Source organism: Pseudomonas sp. NFACC24-1 (assembly GCF_900115235.1).
Lineage (GTDB): Bacteria > Pseudomonadota > Gammaproteobacteria > Pseudomonadales > Pseudomonadaceae > Aquipseudomonas > Aquipseudomonas fluorescens_AA.
The window spans coordinates 1-15,646 of the sequence record NZ_FOVS01000004.1; the positions used below are offsets into that span (position 1 = coordinate 1).

General features: G+C 61.8%; 10 protein-coding genes and 2 pseudogenes. 10 read left to right on the plus strand and 2 right to left on the minus strand.

Translation table 11 applies throughout. From position 1 onward, the window contains the following. Nucleotides 1–70: 70 nt before the first annotated feature. Together BM317_RS30985 and BM317_RS05410 are read right to left on the minus strand one after the other, a co-directional pair. Nucleotides 71–199: pseudogene (locus BM317_RS30985) on the minus strand (metal ABC transporter ATP-binding protein); the annotation flags it as partial. Between the two features lie 30 nt (nucleotides 200–229). Continuing rightward, a complete protein-coding gene (locus BM317_RS05410) occupies nucleotides 230–2,026 on the minus strand; it encodes a methyl-accepting chemotaxis protein (protein ID WP_092164309.1) in 1,797 nt (598 codons plus the stop codon). A 208-nt stretch (nucleotides 2,027–2,234) separates the two neighbouring features. On the opposite strand from BM317_RS05410, the gene BM317_RS05415 reads away from it, so the two are divergent. The 10 genes and pseudogenes from BM317_RS05415 (at nucleotide 2,235) to BM317_RS05460 (ending at nucleotide 15,633) form a co-directional block, all read left to right on the plus strand. Further along, entirely contained in the window at nucleotides 2,235–4,358 is a 2,124-nt protein-coding gene (locus BM317_RS05415; RefSeq protein WP_092473384.1) for a TonB-dependent siderophore receptor, read from the plus strand. Between the two features lie 721 nt (nucleotides 4,359–5,079). After that, complete coding sequence (locus tag BM317_RS05420) at nucleotides 5,080–6,489, plus strand: circularly permuted type 2 ATP-grasp protein (protein WP_092164313.1); 1,410 nt, start codon at nucleotides 5,080–5,082, stop codon at nucleotides 6,487–6,489. A 3-nt stretch (nucleotides 6,490–6,492) separates the two neighbouring features. After that, a complete protein-coding gene (locus tag BM317_RS05425) occupies nucleotides 6,493–7,443 on the plus strand; it encodes an alpha-E domain-containing protein (protein WP_003201699.1) in 951 nt (316 codons plus the stop codon). Continuing rightward, the gene (locus BM317_RS05430; protein WP_092164314.1) at nucleotides 7,440–8,237 is read left to right on the plus strand and encodes a transglutaminase family protein; all 798 of its coding nucleotides are present in this window, start codon (nucleotides 7,440–7,442) and stop codon (nucleotides 8,235–8,237) included. The genes BM317_RS05425 and BM317_RS05430 overlap by 4 nt, the downstream gene beginning before the upstream one ends. Nucleotides 8,238–8,975: 738 nt before the next feature. Next, a pseudogene (locus BM317_RS30990) lies at nucleotides 8,976–9,146 on the plus strand (transposase); the annotation flags it as partial. Nucleotides 9,147–9,337: 191 nt separating this feature from the next. After that, nucleotides 9,338–10,942, plus strand: coding sequence for a ShlB/FhaC/HecB family hemolysin secretion/activation protein (locus tag BM317_RS05440; RefSeq protein ID WP_092473389.1), 1,605 nt, complete (start codon nucleotides 9,338–9,340; stop codon nucleotides 10,940–10,942). Between the two features lie 17 nt (nucleotides 10,943–10,959). After that, the gene (locus BM317_RS05445) at nucleotides 10,960–12,759 is read left to right on the plus strand and encodes a DUF2341 domain-containing protein (RefSeq protein WP_092473391.1); all 1,800 of its coding nucleotides are present in this window, start codon (nucleotides 10,960–10,962) and stop codon (nucleotides 12,757–12,759) included. A gap of 10 nt (nucleotides 12,760–12,769) precedes the next feature. Then, the gene (locus BM317_RS05450) at nucleotides 12,770–13,195 is read left to right on the plus strand and encodes an ExbD/TolR family protein (RefSeq protein ID WP_003201710.1); all 426 of its coding nucleotides are present in this window, start codon (nucleotides 12,770–12,772) and stop codon (nucleotides 13,193–13,195) included. 2 nt (nucleotides 13,196–13,197) lie between these two features. Then, a complete protein-coding gene (locus BM317_RS05455) occupies nucleotides 13,198–13,902 on the plus strand; it encodes an energy transducer TonB family protein (RefSeq protein ID WP_092473393.1) in 705 nt (234 codons plus the stop codon). Nucleotides 13,903–13,941: 39 nt separating this feature from the next. Next, complete coding sequence (locus BM317_RS05460; RefSeq protein WP_092164333.1) at nucleotides 13,942–15,633, plus strand: putative porin; 1,692 nt, start codon at nucleotides 13,942–13,944, stop codon at nucleotides 15,631–15,633. The last annotated feature ends 13 nt before the right edge of the window (nucleotides 15,634–15,646 follow it).

Sequence of the window (15,646 nt, forward strand, 5' to 3'; positions counted from 1 at the left end):
ACGCCAGGAGGCCCGTTACGGCGGCAAGGGTGGGCCCAAGTGCTGTTGAATTGAGCTAAACCCAACCCCCCTGTGGGAGCGGGCTTGCTCGCGAAAGCGGAGTGTCAGTTGACGATGATGTCGCCTGATCCAACGCCATCGCGAGCAAGCTCGCTCCCACAGTTGTTTTTGGGGGGCTCAGAATTTGTATGCGCCACAAGGTAGTTGTCTGGCTTGATTCCGCTGTTGATCACTCCGCCAACAACACCGCCGCATCGAAGCCCACCCGCAAGTTGCCCCAATGGCGGCCGCCGAAGAAGAACGGTATGTCGATCTCGGTCATGATTTCCCCGGTATCGCGCAGGTAGGTCTGCAGCAGGAAGCGCTGGACGTTGCCCGCCGCGCGCAGGCCGATCGGGTCGTTGAAGATTCGCTTGTTGCGGCACACCGGCAAATCCACCGCCCGGTCGCCGGTTGGCGGCTTGGAGACCCAACTGTTGTTCACCGGGCAGTAGCCCTTGCTGTCGACAATGAACGAAACCTTGCCACCCGGCGTGCTGCGGGTGAGTTTGTCGCATTCTTCCTGGCAGACCTGGGCAAAGCGTTCGGTGTAGCTGGCCATGTACTGCTTGGGATCGGTACCGGGAATCAGTTGGTAATTCTGATCGAACAGGTTCAGGCCTTCGCGTTGCAGCGCCTCCAGGCGGACCTGGAGCGTGTCGCGGCACTCGCTGGCGCGGGTAATGGCGGCATCCAGCTTGCCGTGGCCGAGCACGAACCGGCCCAGCAGCGCCTGGACCTTTTCGGCCACGCCGGACAGGTCGCGGGTGGCCGTTGCCGAATGCTGCATGCGCTGGTCGATCAACTGGCTGTCGGCGTGAATCTGGGTCACCCGGTCGTTGATCCCGGTGTTGCTGTCGGCGAACTGCTGGATGTGGGTCGCGATGTCCGCCAGCTTGCCGTTGGTGGATTCGAAGTCGACGATCATGCTTTCGAAATGGCCGGAGGCGCGTTCCACCACTTTCTGGGTTTCCCGGGCGCTGTGGCTGATCTGCGTGGTCTGCTCGTGGGTGGAGCTGACTTCCTCGAGCATGGCGTCGATGTTGCGCGAGATATCGTCGGTGGCCCGGCTGACATTCTGCGCCAAGGTGCGCACTTCATCGGCCACCACCGCGAAGCCACGGCCACTTTCGCCGGCCCGGGCAGCTTCGATGGCGGCATTGAGGGCCAGCAGGTTGGTCTGGGCAGAGATCTGCTGGATCAACCCGACAATCGACTTGATGCTCGAGGAACGTTGGTTCAAGGCAGTTACCAGGGTGGCAAATTCACCGAGGTTGCTGGAAATCTCACTGATATTCCCGGTTACTTCCAGTAGCTCGGCGTAGGAGTCGCGGGCCATGCTCAGATTCTGGGCGGTGGTGCTGGAGATGCCCTGGGTCTGGCGCGAGACTTCTTCGATGCGGCCCACGGCGGTGTTGCTCTGGTCCATCACTTCCTTGGCGAAGCGGGCCTGGTGGGTGGCGCTGTCGCTGGAGTCGCTGATGTTCTTCAGCGAGCGGGCCGACTCGACGGCGATGTGCACAGTCAGCGCCTGGACATTGCTGATGATCTCCCTCTGCTTGGCCAGGAATCGGTTGCAGGTGCCGGCCAGCACGCGGATCTCGTCGTGGGTCACCAGTGGCAGGTCCTTGGACAGGTCGCCTTCGCCTTTGGCGATCTCTTCCAGGGCCTTGGTCATGGCGGTGACGGGGCGCACGATGAGGTGGCGGAAATACCAGACCATGAAGCTGATCATGCCCAGCGTCAGGACCGCGCCGAAGAGCAGGGCATGGGTAAGACTGTCGAGCCGGCCTTCGATCTGCCCCAGCAAGGCACCGTCCAATTGCGCGTTGCGCAACAGCAGCAGGATCTCGGCGCGGGCGCTGACGGCCACCCAGTACAGCAAGCCACTGACCAGCACCAACAGGAAAAGACTCGAGAGCTTTTTGGTGAGGGTATCGAAAAACTGCATTTCGATAGACTCGTACAAGTCCTTTAACGTCTGCATGCCGCTGCTCCTGGGCAAAAAAATCTCTTAATGGAATACATTCGACCGCGAGCGGCAAAGCTTTAGGGCGGCGGGGCGATTTGATATCACCTGTGGGAGCAAGCCCCACAGAGGTTTGGGGTGATCATCACTTGATACAAAAGATTTACTGGGAATGATTCTCAAAGTATATTTGCTCTCATTAACGTCCCTTCCATGAGTGCGCGTCTTGAATCGTTCCACCCCCCTCGCAAATCGCAACGTCTTCATCAAGTGTGTGTTGCCAACCCTGTCCTGCTGTTTCATTGCAAGCCCGTTGTGGGCGCAGGACGCTGTCGAACTGCCGGCCACGGATATCCAGGGCAGTCGTGTCACTCAGGACGAGGGTTATACGACGTCGCAAGCCAGCACGGCGAGCAAGAGCGATGTACCGATCAAGGAAGAGGCGCAGTCGATCAACGTGGTGACCCAGCAGACCCTGGCGGACTACCAGGTGCGCTCGTTGAACGACGCGATGAAGTTCGTCAGCGGCGTCAGCCAGGGCAATACCCTGGGCGGCTCGAGGGACTCGTTGGTCAAGCGCGGGTTCGGCACCAACGACGACGGCTCGATCCTGCGCGACGGCGTGCGTTCGAACCTGGGCCACAACTTCAGCGCCACCACCGATCGCGTCGAAGTGCTCAAGGGCCCGGCCTCGATGCTGTACGGCGCGCTGGAACCCGGCGGCCTGATCAACGTCATCAGCAAGAAACCGGAATATACCCCAAGCACCACGCTGAGCGGCTCGGCCTACAGCGAAGGTGGCGGCACCATGGCCCTGGACACCACCGGGCCGCTGGGCGATACCGGCCTGGCCTATCGCCTGATTGCCGAGCGCGGCCACGAGGACTACTGGCGCAACTACGGCGTCAATGAGAGCACGCTGGTGGCGCCGTCCCTGGCTTGGACGGGTGAGCGGGCCTCGTTGAACCTGAGTTATGAGTACAACGAATATTCCAATCCGTTTGACCGGGGTACGGTGTTCACCAACGGGCATCCGGCTGACATCGATTACGACAAGCGTCTTGATGAGCCTTGGGCCAAGAGCGTGGGGATTCGCGAAACGGCGACGGCGCGGTTTGAGTATGAGCTGAGTGAGACGTGGAAAACGCGGGTTACCTATGGTTGGAACAATGATCGGTACAGTCTTTCGATTGCGCAGCCGAGTCTGTCGAAAACCGGTGTTTTTCAGCGAGCCGCCAATGGCGCTCATTACGACGACGAAACTCGTTATGCCAGTTGGGATTTCATCGGCAAGCAGGAGTTGTTCGGCCAGCGTCATGACCTGTTGGTTGGCGTCGATAATCAAGTGTCCGATCAGTTTCGTGGCAAGACCTACCGTGGGGATGCGCAAGGAGGGTTCGACATCACTGCGCCGGTTTATGGTGGGTTGGCAGAACCCAGCAAGCTGAATGCAAAACAGAGCAACCTGAGTAACCAACTGACCTCCAGCTCCATTTATCTCAAGGACAACTGGCATCTGGATGATCGCTGGATACTGGTCTTCGGTGGTCGCTACCAGCATTACGACCAATTCGCCGAACAAGGCATGATCAAGCGAGAGGGGGTTCGCGACGATAATGGCGACGCCTTCGTTCCATTCCTCGGATTGGTTTATAAAGCTGCCGAGACCCTTTCTCTTTATGGTAATTACAGCCGTTCATTCAAGCCCAACGATACCGTCGACGACAACCTCAGCACCTTCAAACCGGAAGAAGGGCGTAGCTATGAAGTGGGTGCCAAATACGACCCGATGCCTGGGCTGAATATCAACCTCGCCTTGTTCGATATCGTCAAAAAGAATGTAGTAACAACCACTGTAGTCGGCGGAAAGAACATCGCAGAAGCCGCTGGCAAGGTGGGCTCCCAAGGCCTGGAGCTCGACATCACCGGCCGCCTGGCCGACCGTTGGGACTTGATCGGCACTTACGCCTACACCCACACAGAAATATTGGACGATCCGGACGACGAAGGTCATCGCCTACCCGACGCTCCCAAACACACCGCGAGCTTGTACCTCACTCACCACCTGAACATTCCAGCCGAATTCGGCGCCTGGTACGCCGGTGCCGGTGCGCGTTACGTCGGCGAACGCGCCGCCAACAAGGCCAACGAATTCTGGCTCAGCAGCTACACCGTCGCCGACGCCTTCCTGCGCTGGGAGGCGCCGGTGATGGGGCACAAGACCTCGTTGCAGTTGAACGTGGACAATCTGTTCGACAAACAGTACTACCCGTCCTCCACCGGCAGCCAGTTGCAGGTCAACGTCGGCGAGCCGCGTACCGCCAAGCTGAGCGCCAGCGTGACGTTCTGATTCTGCTGCACTGAAACACAAAAATGCCCGGGTCCTGCGTCCCGGGCATTTTTTGTACGCCAGCCAGAGGCAACCTGTCCGCGACCTTGAGGGAAGTGGTCTACGCTTCGTGCACAGGCATCTGATTGTTTCGGGGCACCCGCGACAGGTCCCGAGGACGTAGGCCTTTGGAAATCGCCAATGGTTCGATCACCGCCCGGTCCTGGATGAGCTGAGGTGAACGGCCTGGCTGCTTCAAGGTGGGGCGAGGGTATGAATCCGGGCATATTCCTGCAACGTTGCAGTGCGTTCAGGTTTGCGCCACTTGGAGTTGTTCGCGGCGCCTGAAGGATCAGCCGCGGATGAATGAGTAAAAACTTCCCTCTTGTGGGGCATCGTTGTCCCATTTCACCCGCTCAAGGGCGGCTCAAACCAGTGCTCGAGACAAAAGGGCGCCAGCATTGATGTTCATTCATGTCGCCAGATCGAAAAATAATTTCGCCTTTTTGCGGTTTTGCAATACTTCTTCTATCCAGTACGTGCCACCGTCACGCTTAGGCACACCCTTTGCTAAGTATTGAAAACCCGACCTTTCAGGCCAGGACACACCATCCATGAAGAGCAACAGAGGGCAATCCCAGGACCGCACGCAATCAAGCAGGGTTTAAAGCAAGGCAAGGCCGAACCGTCGGAATGACGAAGTGATAAGAAATGCCGTGTAGAACGCGGCTGGGAGTTGGCTATGCCCCACGCTTTTTTTAATGAAATGTATGACGCAAAGGGTGACTGCCGCCCGCATTACCAAGCCTTCTCGCGCTGGCTGGCGGACACCCCGCTTGAACTGCTGGAGCAACGCCGCCGCGAAGCCGACCTGCTGTTCCATCGGGCCGGCATCACCTTCACCCTCTACGGGGACGAGCAGGGCACCGAGCGCCTGATCCCCTTCGATATCATTCCCCGCAGCATCAAGGCCAGTGAATGGCAGATGGTCGAGCGTGGCTGCATCCAGCGGGTCCAGGCCCTGAACATGTTCCTGGCCGACATCTACCATGGGCAGCGCATCCTCAAGGAAGGGATCATCCCGCCCGAGCAGGTGCTCGCCAACGAGGGCTACCAGATCGCGATGCAGGGCCTGAACCTGCACCGGGGCATTTACGCCCATATTGCCGGTGTCGACCTGGTTCGCGACGGTGACGGCAGTTACTACGTGCTGGAAGACAACCTGCGTACGCCCAGCGGCGTGAGCTACATGCTCGAAGACCGCAAGATGATGATGCGCCTGTTCCCCGAGCTCTTCGCCGCCCAGCGCGTGGCCCCCATCGATCATTACCCGAACCTGCTGCTCGACACCCTCAAGAGCTCCAGCCCCCTGGAAAACCCCACCGCCGTGGTGCTGACGCCGGGACGTTTCAACAGTGCCTATTTCGAGCACGCCTTCCTGGCCCGTGAAATGGGCGTGGAACTGGTGGAGGGGGCCGATCTGTTCGTGCGGGATGACCACGTGTACATGCGCACCACCGCCGGCCCTCGACAGGTGGACGTGATTTACCGTCGCCTTGACGACGCCTACCTCGACCCGCTGTCGTTCAACCCCGATTCGATGCTGGGCGTGCCCGGGCTGATCGCTGTTTACCGCGCGGGCAACGTGGTGCTGGCGAACGCGGTCGGCACAGGCGTGGCCGACGACAAGTCGATCTACCCCTACGTCGACGAAATGATCCGCTTCTACCTCACCGAAGAACCGATCCTGAAGAACGTGCCCACCTGGCAGTGTCGCAAGCCCCAGGACCTGTCCCATGTGCTGGCCAACCTGCCGGATCTGGTGGTCAAGGAAACCCAGGGCTCCGGCGGCTACGGCATGCTGGTCGGGCCGGCCGCCAGTGCAGCGGAGATCGAAGATTTCCGCGCACGCCTCAAGGCCCGTCCCGAAGCCTATATCGCCCAGCCGACCTTGAGCCTGTCCACGTGCCCGACCTTTGTCGAGAGCGGCATCGCGCCGCGCCACATCGACCTGCGACCGTTCGTACTGTCGGGCAAGGAAACGCGCCTGGTGCCCGGCGGGCTGACTCGCGTGGCGCTGCGCGAAGGCTCGCTGGTGGTGAACTCGTCCCAGGGCGGCGGCACCAAAGACACTTGGGTAGTGGAGGACTAAGACATGCTTTCAAGAACTGCTTCGGACCTCTATTGGATGTCCCGCTACCTGGAGCGCGCCGAGAACCTGGCGCGCATGCTCGAAGTCAGCTATTCGCTCTCGCTGATGCCCCAGGCCGGACGCAGCGATGGTCATGCCGAGTTGGCGATGTCGCTGCTGGCGGCCGGTACGCTGGACGACTACAACGCCCGTTATGACGCGCTCAACACCGAGCGCATGCTGCATTTCTTCGCCTTGGACGAAACCAACCCCGGCAGTATCTATAGCTGCCTGCGAGCTGCGCGGACCAATGCCCATGCCGTGCGCGGGCGCATCACCGCTGACATGTGGGAAAACATCAACGCCACCTGGCTGGAAATGCGCAACATCGCCAGCAACGGCCTGGGGCGCTACGGTATCAGCCATTTCTGCGAATGGGTCAAGGAGCGTTCGCACCTGTTCCGTGGCGCGACATCGGGCACCATCATGCGCAACGATGCCTACTGTTTCATCCGCCTGGGGACCTTTATCGAACGGGCCGACAACACCCTGCGCCTGCTGGATGCTCGCTATGAAATGTTCGGCGAGGAATCGGAAGAGGTCAGCGACAACTCGGCCCGCGGCTATTACCAGTGGAGTGCCTTGTTGCGCGCGCTGTCTTCGTTCGAGGCGTTCAACGAGATCTACCGCAACGCGCCCAACGCCGAGCAAGTGTCCGAGATGTTGCTGTTGCGGGCCGACGTCCCACGCTCGCTGCATGCCTGTATCGAGGAACTGGACCATATCCTCGCCAGCTTGCCGGGCAACAACGGCCGGCCGGCGCAGCGCCTGGCCGCCGAGCTGAATGCGCGCCTGCGCTATTCCGGAATCGACGAAATCCTGGCGTCGGGCCTGCACCAATGGTTGACCGACCTGATTGGTCAGATCCGCCACTTGGGTCAGACCGTCCATGAGTCTTACCTGGAGGTCGTATGAAACTGTCCATACGCCACGACACGACTTACAGCTACGCCGATGAAGTCTGCACCAGTATCCAGTTCCTGCGCCTCACGCCCCGGGACACTCAGCGCCAGCGCATCTTGCAATGGCATCTGGAACTGCCGCGACTGGTGCGCAGCCAGATTGACCCCTATGGCAACATCCTCCACGTGATGACCATGGACGAGCCCCACGGTGCCTTGGTGCTGACGGCTTATGGCGAGGTGGAAATCCATCCGTCCATCGCGATGGAACCGGACCCTCAGTCACCGTTGCCGTTTCTGCGCACCAGCCGCCTCACCCAGGCGGATGAGACCCTCAGCGCCTTCGCCGTGGAACAATGCGCTGGCCGGCGTGATCGTTCAGCCTTGACCGACCTGATGAACGGCCTGGCCGAGCGGATGCCCTACAGCCCAGGCACGACAGCGGTCAACAGCACCGCCGCCGAGGCGTTTGCCGGTGGAACGGGGGTTTGCCAGGACCATACCCACGCCTTCCTGGCCTGCGCACGCAGCCTGGGTATTCCAGCGCGCTATGTTTCCGGCTATCTGTGCACCGAAGATGAAAGCCACCTGGCAAGCCACGCCTGGGCCGAAGCCTGGCTGGACGATGGCTGGTACAGCTTCGACGTGACCAACCGCCTGACTCTTCCCGATCGCCACCTGAAACTGGCGATCGGCCTGGATTACCTCGACGCCTGTCCGGTACGCGGCATGCGCCGGGGTGGCGGGGCGGAACAGATGCAGGCGCGGGTGCAGGTGAGTTCGATGGTGCAGGTGCAACACCAATAAAGGCACCAGGCCTACTCGCCAACACCCGAGCTCCCACACTGGAATGGGGTGGACACACACCCTGTGTCCACCCGAGAACCCCGGTGGGAGCCGAGCCTGCTCGCGATGACGGCTGCCCAGCTGACATCCCCGCCAACTGACCCACCGCCATCGCGAGCAAGCTCGCTCCCACACTGGAATGGGGGTGGGGTGGACGCAAACCCTGTTTCCACCCGAGAACCCTTGTGGGAGCCGAGCTTGCTCGCGATGACGGCTGCCCAGCCGACATCCCCGCCAACTGACCCACCGCCATCGCGAGCAAGCTCGCTCCCACAAAAAGCTCACTCCCTCCTTACCCTCAAAAATGAAGCTTTCATGACAAAAGTTCGGTAGCACATCGCCATTCCCGTCATGCCTGTGTGACGTGTTCGAGGGGACCTTTCAGGTCGTTTGGAGCCGGGGCGCGAAGCCGGGAGTGAGGCGATGGGGACTATGGAACGTTATTCGAAAGTGGGCATGCAGGAGCTTGACCAACGGCTGTCGAAGATCGTCGAGGCGGCGCGCAAGCAGCCGGTCTCGGTGTATCGCTACGGCGCGCCGTGGGTCTGGATCGTTTCCCAGGATGACTGGCAGGGCGCGCTCAAGGAAGTGTCCAGCTACATTCCGCAAGGCCATTCACTGGTCTTGCTGCGTCCGCAGATCGACGACCTGCTGGATGACCATCGCGATGTGCTGCAGGGCCTCAACGCCGGTGCCCAGATGCTGATCGCACCGCAAACCGCCATGCACATCCTCTTGCTGCAATTGCTCTATTCGGTGCCCAGCGAGCAGCAACTCTACGAACAACTCAATTACAACCTGCTGTTCCGCTGGTTCGTCGGCCTGGACCTGAACCAAAAGGTCTGGAGCTTCAACGTCCTGAGCAAAGACCTCGCCACGCTGCTGGGCGATGCGCGGGCGGTGGGGCTCATCCAGAAAATCATCGGTGAAGTGTTCTGTGGCGCCTTGCTGCAAATGCCGGAGTTCTCCTTGAACTTCGCGCTGCTGCACACCTGGCTGGCCCGGCACGCCACGACATCGACCATAAGTAATTGAGCCGTACTTTGAATTCAGGGGGTGGTGTGGAGCATTTCTTCAAATCGCGGCCGGCGCTGTGGGGCTGGCTGTTGCTGGCGGTCGGGGGGCCTTCGGCCGTTGCCGCCGAAGGCGGGCAGGAGGCCGACGCGGCGCCGACGCGCCTGGTGGACGTGAACGAGTATTTCGTGCGCGGCAACACCGTGCTCGATGCCCGGGCCATCGAGGAAGCGGTGTACCCGTTCCTGGGGCCGCAAAAGGCCTTGAGCGACATCGAAGGCGCCCGGGAAGCCTTGCAAAAAGCCTATCAGGCCCGTGGTTATCAATCGGTATTCGTCGAGCTGCCAGAGCAGAAAGTCGAAGACGGCATCGTCTACCTGCAGGTCAGCGAGACCAAGATCGGTCGGGTACGCGTGGTAGGGGCCAAGCACTATTCGCCCGTTGAAATCCGTGACGACGTGCCGGCGCTGAAGGAAGGCGAGGTACCCGATTTCGCCCGTGTCCAGGCAGAGCTGGCGCAGTTGAACAAGACCCCGGGACGCCAGGTCATGCCGCTGGTGCGCGAAGGCCAGCGACCCGGGACCATGGACGTGGATTTGCAAGTCCAAGACCAGGACCCCTGGCAAGCCAGCCTGGGGCTGAACAACGACTACAGTGCCGACACCGAAAAGCTGCGCACGGTCGCCAGCCTGGGCTACAACAACCTCTGGCAACTGGGCCACAGCGTTTCGCTGACTTTCTTCACCGCGCCCCAGGACACCGAAAACGCCAAGGTCTGGTCGGGTTCCTACACCGCACCGCTGAGCGAACGCTGGAGTGTGCAGTTCTCGGGGTACCAATCCGACAGCAACGTGGCGACCGTCGGCGGCAGTAACGTGTTGGGCAAAGGACATTCCTACGGGGTATCGGCGATCTACAGCCTGCCGTCCACGGGGGCATGGGCCAACAGCTTTTCGGTCGGGGTGGATTTCAAGGACTTCGAGGAAGAGTTGAACCTGGGCGGTGCCAGCGACAAGGCGCCGCTCAAGTACGCGCCGTTCACCTTCGCCTATAACGGCTTTCGCTACACCGAAAACAGCCAGTTGGGCCTCGGCCTGAGCCTGGTGGCGGGTACCCGGAGCCTGCTGGGCTATGGCAGCTCCGACGAAGAGTTCGACTACAAGCGCTATCGCGCCAGCCCCAGCTTCGCGGTGCTCAAGGGCGACGGCAATTACACCTTCATCTTCGGCAACGACTGGCAGACCGCCTCCAAGGCCGCCTTCCAACTGGCCTCCGGGCCGCTGGTTTCCAACGAGCAATTCTCCGCCGGTGGCGCCACCTCGGTGCGCGGTTACCTGGCCGCCGAGCGCACCGGCGACGACGGCTACCTGCTGTCCCAGGAGCTGCGCACCCCGTCCCTGGCCAAGTTCCTCGGCAGTTATGTCCAGGAGTGGCGCTTCTATGCCTTCGCCGAAGGCGCGCAGCTGTATTTGCGTGACGAACTGCCCGACCAGGAAGCCGACTACAGCCTCGCCAGTGTCGGCCTCGGTACCCGCGCGAGCCTGAGCAAATGGCTGTCCGGCAGCCTCGACTGGGGCTATCCGCTGCTCGAAGGGCCGAACACCTCGAAACAGGAATCGCGCCTGCACTTCAACCTGCAAGCGACGTTTTGAACCCAGGAGTCATGTCCATGCAACGCTTATTGTTATCCCTGTTGATCTGCCTGGGGCTGGTGCTTCCGGCGACCGCCAACGCCTGGTGGCAGGACGACTGGCACTATCGCAAACAGATTTCGGTGGACACCACGCCCCAGGGCGCCGCCATCGCCCAGGCCTTGGGCCGCACCGCGTTGCTGGTGCGCTTGCACACCGGCAACTTCACCTTCGACGGGGTCAAGGACGACGGCTCGGACTTGCGTTTCGTCAGTGCCGACGACAAGACCGTGCTCAATCACCAGATCGAAAGCTTCGACCCGCTGATGGGCATGGCGCTGATCTGGGTCGACGTGCCGAGCGTGGAGGGCGGTCAGCGCCAGGACGTGTGGATGTATTACGGCAACCAGAAGGCGCCGGCCACGAGCAGCGGCCAGTTGACCTTCGACCCGGACTACACCGCCCTGTACCACTTCGATGGCGCCACTGGCGTACCGCCCCGGGATACCACGGCCTACGGCAACAATGCCCAGGGCGCGACCGGCGTGAGCATCGACGGCGTGATCGGACGGGCCTTGCAGTTCAATGGCCAGCCGTTGTTGTTGCCGGCCAGTCCGTCGTTGCAACACAGCGCCGGCGCGGCGTTCACCTTCAGCACCTGGCTGCGCCAGGACCAGGCCAGTGGCGAACAGGTGATCCTGGCCCGTCGCGAAGCCGCCACCAGCCTGTTGGTTGGGGTCAACCAGGGTGTGCCGTTCGTAGCGATCAATGACCAGCGCGCGGTCTCGACACAGCCGCTGAACCCCGGTCAGTGGCAGCACCTGGCGTTGACCGCCTCGGGCGACCGGGTCGTGCTGTACGTCAACGGGCGTGAGACCGCGAGCCTGGCAGTGGCGATGCCCGCGTTCAATTCGCCGATCGCCCTGGGTGCCGATGTCTCCGCCGGAGCCTTCGCGCCTTTCAGCGGCGCCATGGACGAAGCGCGCCTGTCCAAGGTCGCTCGCCCGGCGCCGTTGCTGTTGGCCGACGCCAATGCCCAGGGCGCCGAATCGAAACTGGTGGCCTACGGCGTCGATGAAGAGCAGTCCGGCTTCGGTTTCGGCAGCCTGGGGTTCCTGCTCAACGCCGTGCCGCTCGACGCTTGGGTGATCATCGGGGTGCTGGTGCTGATGATGTTCCAGTCGTGGATCATCATGATCCGCAAGAACCGCATGGTCAGCCGTCTCAGCGCGGCCAACGAAGCCTTCCGTGAACAATTCGCCAGGATCGGCACGCGCCTGGAAATGTTCGCCGACGACCGGGACCTCGCCCAGCGCCTGCAACATTCATCGCTGTGGCGCTTGTACTTGGTGGCCGTCAAGGAAATCCGCACCCGTCGCGAGCAAGGCGCCGACACTTCGTCGGTGTCGGCGGCCACCATCGAAGCGATCCGCTGTTCCATGGATGGCGTGCGCACCCGGGAAAACCAGCAGCTCAGCTCGAAGCTCTCGACCCTGTCCAATGCCATTGCCGGTGGCCCGTACATCGGCCTGCTTGGCACCGTGCTGGGGATCATGGTGGTGTTCCTCGGCACAGCCATGGCCGGCGACGTGAACATCAACGCTATCGCCCCGGGCATGGCCGCGGCATTGCTCGCCACTGCCATGGGCCTGTTCGTCGCGATCCCGGCGTTGTTTGGCTACAACCGCCTGATCACGCGCAATAAGGAAGTCAGCGCCGACATGCGGGTCTTCGTCGACGAGTTCATCACGCGCCTGGCGGAGATGCACGGCGAAGGCCAGTCCGGTGAAGCGGCCCATCGCCGCAATCATCACGCCCCATCGTCCGTACCGGCCTGAGGAAATTGCCATGGCTAGCGTAAACGCTTCACACGATGACGACGATGACGCGGCGGTCGACAGCATCAACATCACGCCGCTGGTGGATGTGCTCATGGTAGTGCTGGTGATGTTCATCCTCACGGCCACGGCCCAGGTGTCAGGTATCCAGATCAACTTGCCCAAGGCCAGTGCCTCGGTGTCGTTGTCCGAGGCCAAGACCAAGGCGATTTCGGTGAACGACGGTGGGCAGGTATTCCTCGATGCCTACCCGGTGACCCTGGCCGAGCTGGAAGAGCGCCTGCGCATCGAAAAGGCGCAGAGCCCGGACTTCCCGGTGATCGTGCGCGGCGACGCGACGGTGCAGTACCAGAAAGTCATTGAAGTGCTGGATCTGTTGCGGCGCCTGGAACTGTCCCAGGTCGGTCTCGTGACCGGCAAACCGAGTCAGGGCTGATCATGACCGCCAGACTTCCCATCGATCCGCCCCCGGTGAAGACTTCGCCGCTGCGCCTGCTCAAGTGGGCCGCCGGCCTGCTGCTGGGGGCCATCGCGGCCTGGCTGCTGTGGCAGTGGGCCAATGACATGAGTGGGGTGCGCCGCGAAGCCCCGAAGGTGCCGACCATCATCCCACTGCCGCCTCCGCCCCCACCACCGCCGGAGAAGCCCAAGGAGCCGGAACCCCAGGTCGAGGAGAAAGTGGTCGAGCCAGAGCCGACCCCGGAACCCGAAGAGGTCAAGCCCGAAGAAGAAGCGCCGCCGTCTCCGGTGGATGACCTGGCGAACCCGATGCAAATGGACGGCGATGCCCAGTCCGGCAGCGACGCATTCAACATCGGTGCCGGCAAGGGCGGCGGCATGGCCGGGGCAGGGGGCGGGCGCCTGGGCAATGGCACTTACAGCCAGTTCCTGGCGTTCACCTTCCAGCGTTTGCTGCGGGAAAACCCCGACTTGCGCAGCCTGGCGTTCTCCCTGCAGGCCGATGTCTGGCTCAGCGCGGTGGGGGAGATCACCCGGGTCGAATTGGTCAAGTCCAGCGGCAACCCGCAGGTGGACGAGCAAGTGATTTCCGCCCTGCGTGCCGCGCCCCATTTGAGTGAGCGGCCACCGGCCTCCCTGACGTTGCCCGTGCGCCTGTCCTTGCAGGGACGACGGCCGGGTTAACCGACTATTTGAAAGTTTGCCAACAGGAGTTGTGTGCAGATGATTTCCAATGTGAATCGATTGTCGTGGGCGATCGGCCTGGTGGTCCTGAGTCTGGCCGGCCACGCGGCCGCCGCCCCGGCGCCTTCGGAAAACGCCACGATCAATCTGATCCGCCTGCTGGTGCAGCAGGGCGTGTTGAAACAGGACCAGGCCGATGGCTTGATCGCCCAGGCCGAACGTGAAGCCGTGCAGGCCCGCCAAGCCGCCACGGCAGTCGTCGCGACGCCGGCCGGTGCGCCCGGTGACGTGCGGGTGCAATACGTGCCGAATATCGTGCGTGAGCAGATCCGCGACCAGGTCAAGGCTGAAGTCATGGCCACCGCCAAGCAGGAGAACTGGGCCCAGCCCAACACCTTCCCGGATTGGGTCTCGCGCATCAGTTTCGATGGCGACATTCGCCTGCGGGACGAGTCGCGCTATTACTCTGGCACCAACAGCAACGAAATCGTCGATTTCGCCCGGCTCAATGACAAGGGGCCTTACGACGTCAACCCCAACAGCAGTTCCAGCCTGCCGCCGTTGCTCAATACCCGCGAAGACCGGGAAAACCTGTTCCGCCTGCGTGCCCGCCTGGGCATGAAGGCCGTGATCGCCCCGCAATGGACGGCGGGCATCCGCATCGGCACCGGCTCGGACAACAACCCGGTGTCCACCACCCAGACCCTCGGCGGCGGCTTTGGCAAGAAAGACATCTGGCTCGACCAGGGCTATCTGACCTGGAAGCCTTCGGACGAATTAACCCTCACCGGCGGGCGTTTCGCCAACCCGTTCTTCTCCACCGACCTGTTGTATTCCGGCGACCTGAACTTCGATGGCGTGGCGGCGAACTTCAACCACAAGCTCAATCAGGACTGGGGCGTGTTCGGTACTGTTGGCGCGTTCCCGGTGGAGTACACCAACGACACCAGCACCAGCAATGGCAGCGACAAGGAAGAGAGCGACAACAAGTGGCTGTACGGTGCGCAACTGGGGGCCAACTGGGCCATCAACGACAGCAACCGGATCAAGGGCGCATTGGCCTATTACCGCTTCGACGACATCGAAGGCCAGCGTTCCTCGCCGTGCCAGCCCTGGGCCGGTGACCCAGGCTGTGACAGCGACGGTTCGCGGGTAGCGTTCATGCAGAAGGGCAACACCGTGTTCCTGCTGCGCGACATCACGCCCAACCCCCTCAACCCGTCGACCACGCCACAGCCGCAATACGTCGGCCTGGCCTCGGAGTTCAACCTGCTGGACCTGAACTTCGCGTGGGACACCGATCTGCCCGAGGACCTGAAACTGCGCAGCCAGGCCCATTACGTCCACAACCTGGGCTACGACGAAGGCGAGATGCGCAAGCGCTCCGCGGGGCAGTTCGCCAACAACCTGGACAGCGATGGCGAGGTGGAAAGCGGCGCCAACGCCTGGATGCTCCAGTTCACCCTTGGCAACTCCCTGGAGCTCAAGCGCGAGGGCGACTGGAACCTGTTCGCTGGCTACAAGTACATCCAGCCGGACGCCTTGCCGGACGGCTTCAACGATTCGTCATTCCATCTGGGTGGCACCAACGCCAAGGGTTATTTCCTGGGCGGCAACTATGGCCTGGCGAGCAACGTCTTTGCCACTGGTCGTTGGTTGAGTTCCGAAGCGGTGTACGGCGCGCCGTACGACATCGATGTCTTGCAGCTTGAAATCAACACGCGCTTCTAAGCGCAGGGAGGCC

Bases quoted from the DNA above. Each gene is read 5' to 3' on its own strand.
- BM317_RS05410 (WP_092164309.1), bottom strand. From the start codon at position 2,026: ATGCAGACGTTAAAGGACTTGTACGAGTCTATCGAAATGCAGTTTTTC.
- BM317_RS05445 (WP_092473391.1), top strand. From the start codon at position 10,960: ATGCAACGCTTATTGTTATCCCTGTTGATCTGCCTGGGGCTGGTGCTT.
- BM317_RS05450 (WP_003201710.1), top strand. From the start codon at position 12,770: ATGGCTAGCGTAAACGCTTCACACGATGACGACGATGACGCGGCGGTC.
- BM317_RS05460 (WP_092164333.1), top strand. From the start codon at position 13,942: ATGATTTCCAATGTGAATCGATTGTCGTGGGCGATCGGCCTGGTGGTC.
- BM317_RS05420 (WP_092164313.1), top strand. From the start codon at position 5,080: ATGCCCCACGCTTTTTTTAATGAAATGTATGACGCAAAGGGTGACTGC.
- BM317_RS05430 (WP_092164314.1), top strand. From the start codon at position 7,440: ATGAAACTGTCCATACGCCACGACACGACTTACAGCTACGCCGATGAA.
- BM317_RS05425 (WP_003201699.1), top strand. From the start codon at position 6,493: ATGCTTTCAAGAACTGCTTCGGACCTCTATTGGATGTCCCGCTACCTG.
- BM317_RS05455 (WP_092473393.1), top strand. From the start codon at position 13,198: ATGACCGCCAGACTTCCCATCGATCCGCCCCCGGTGAAGACTTCGCCG.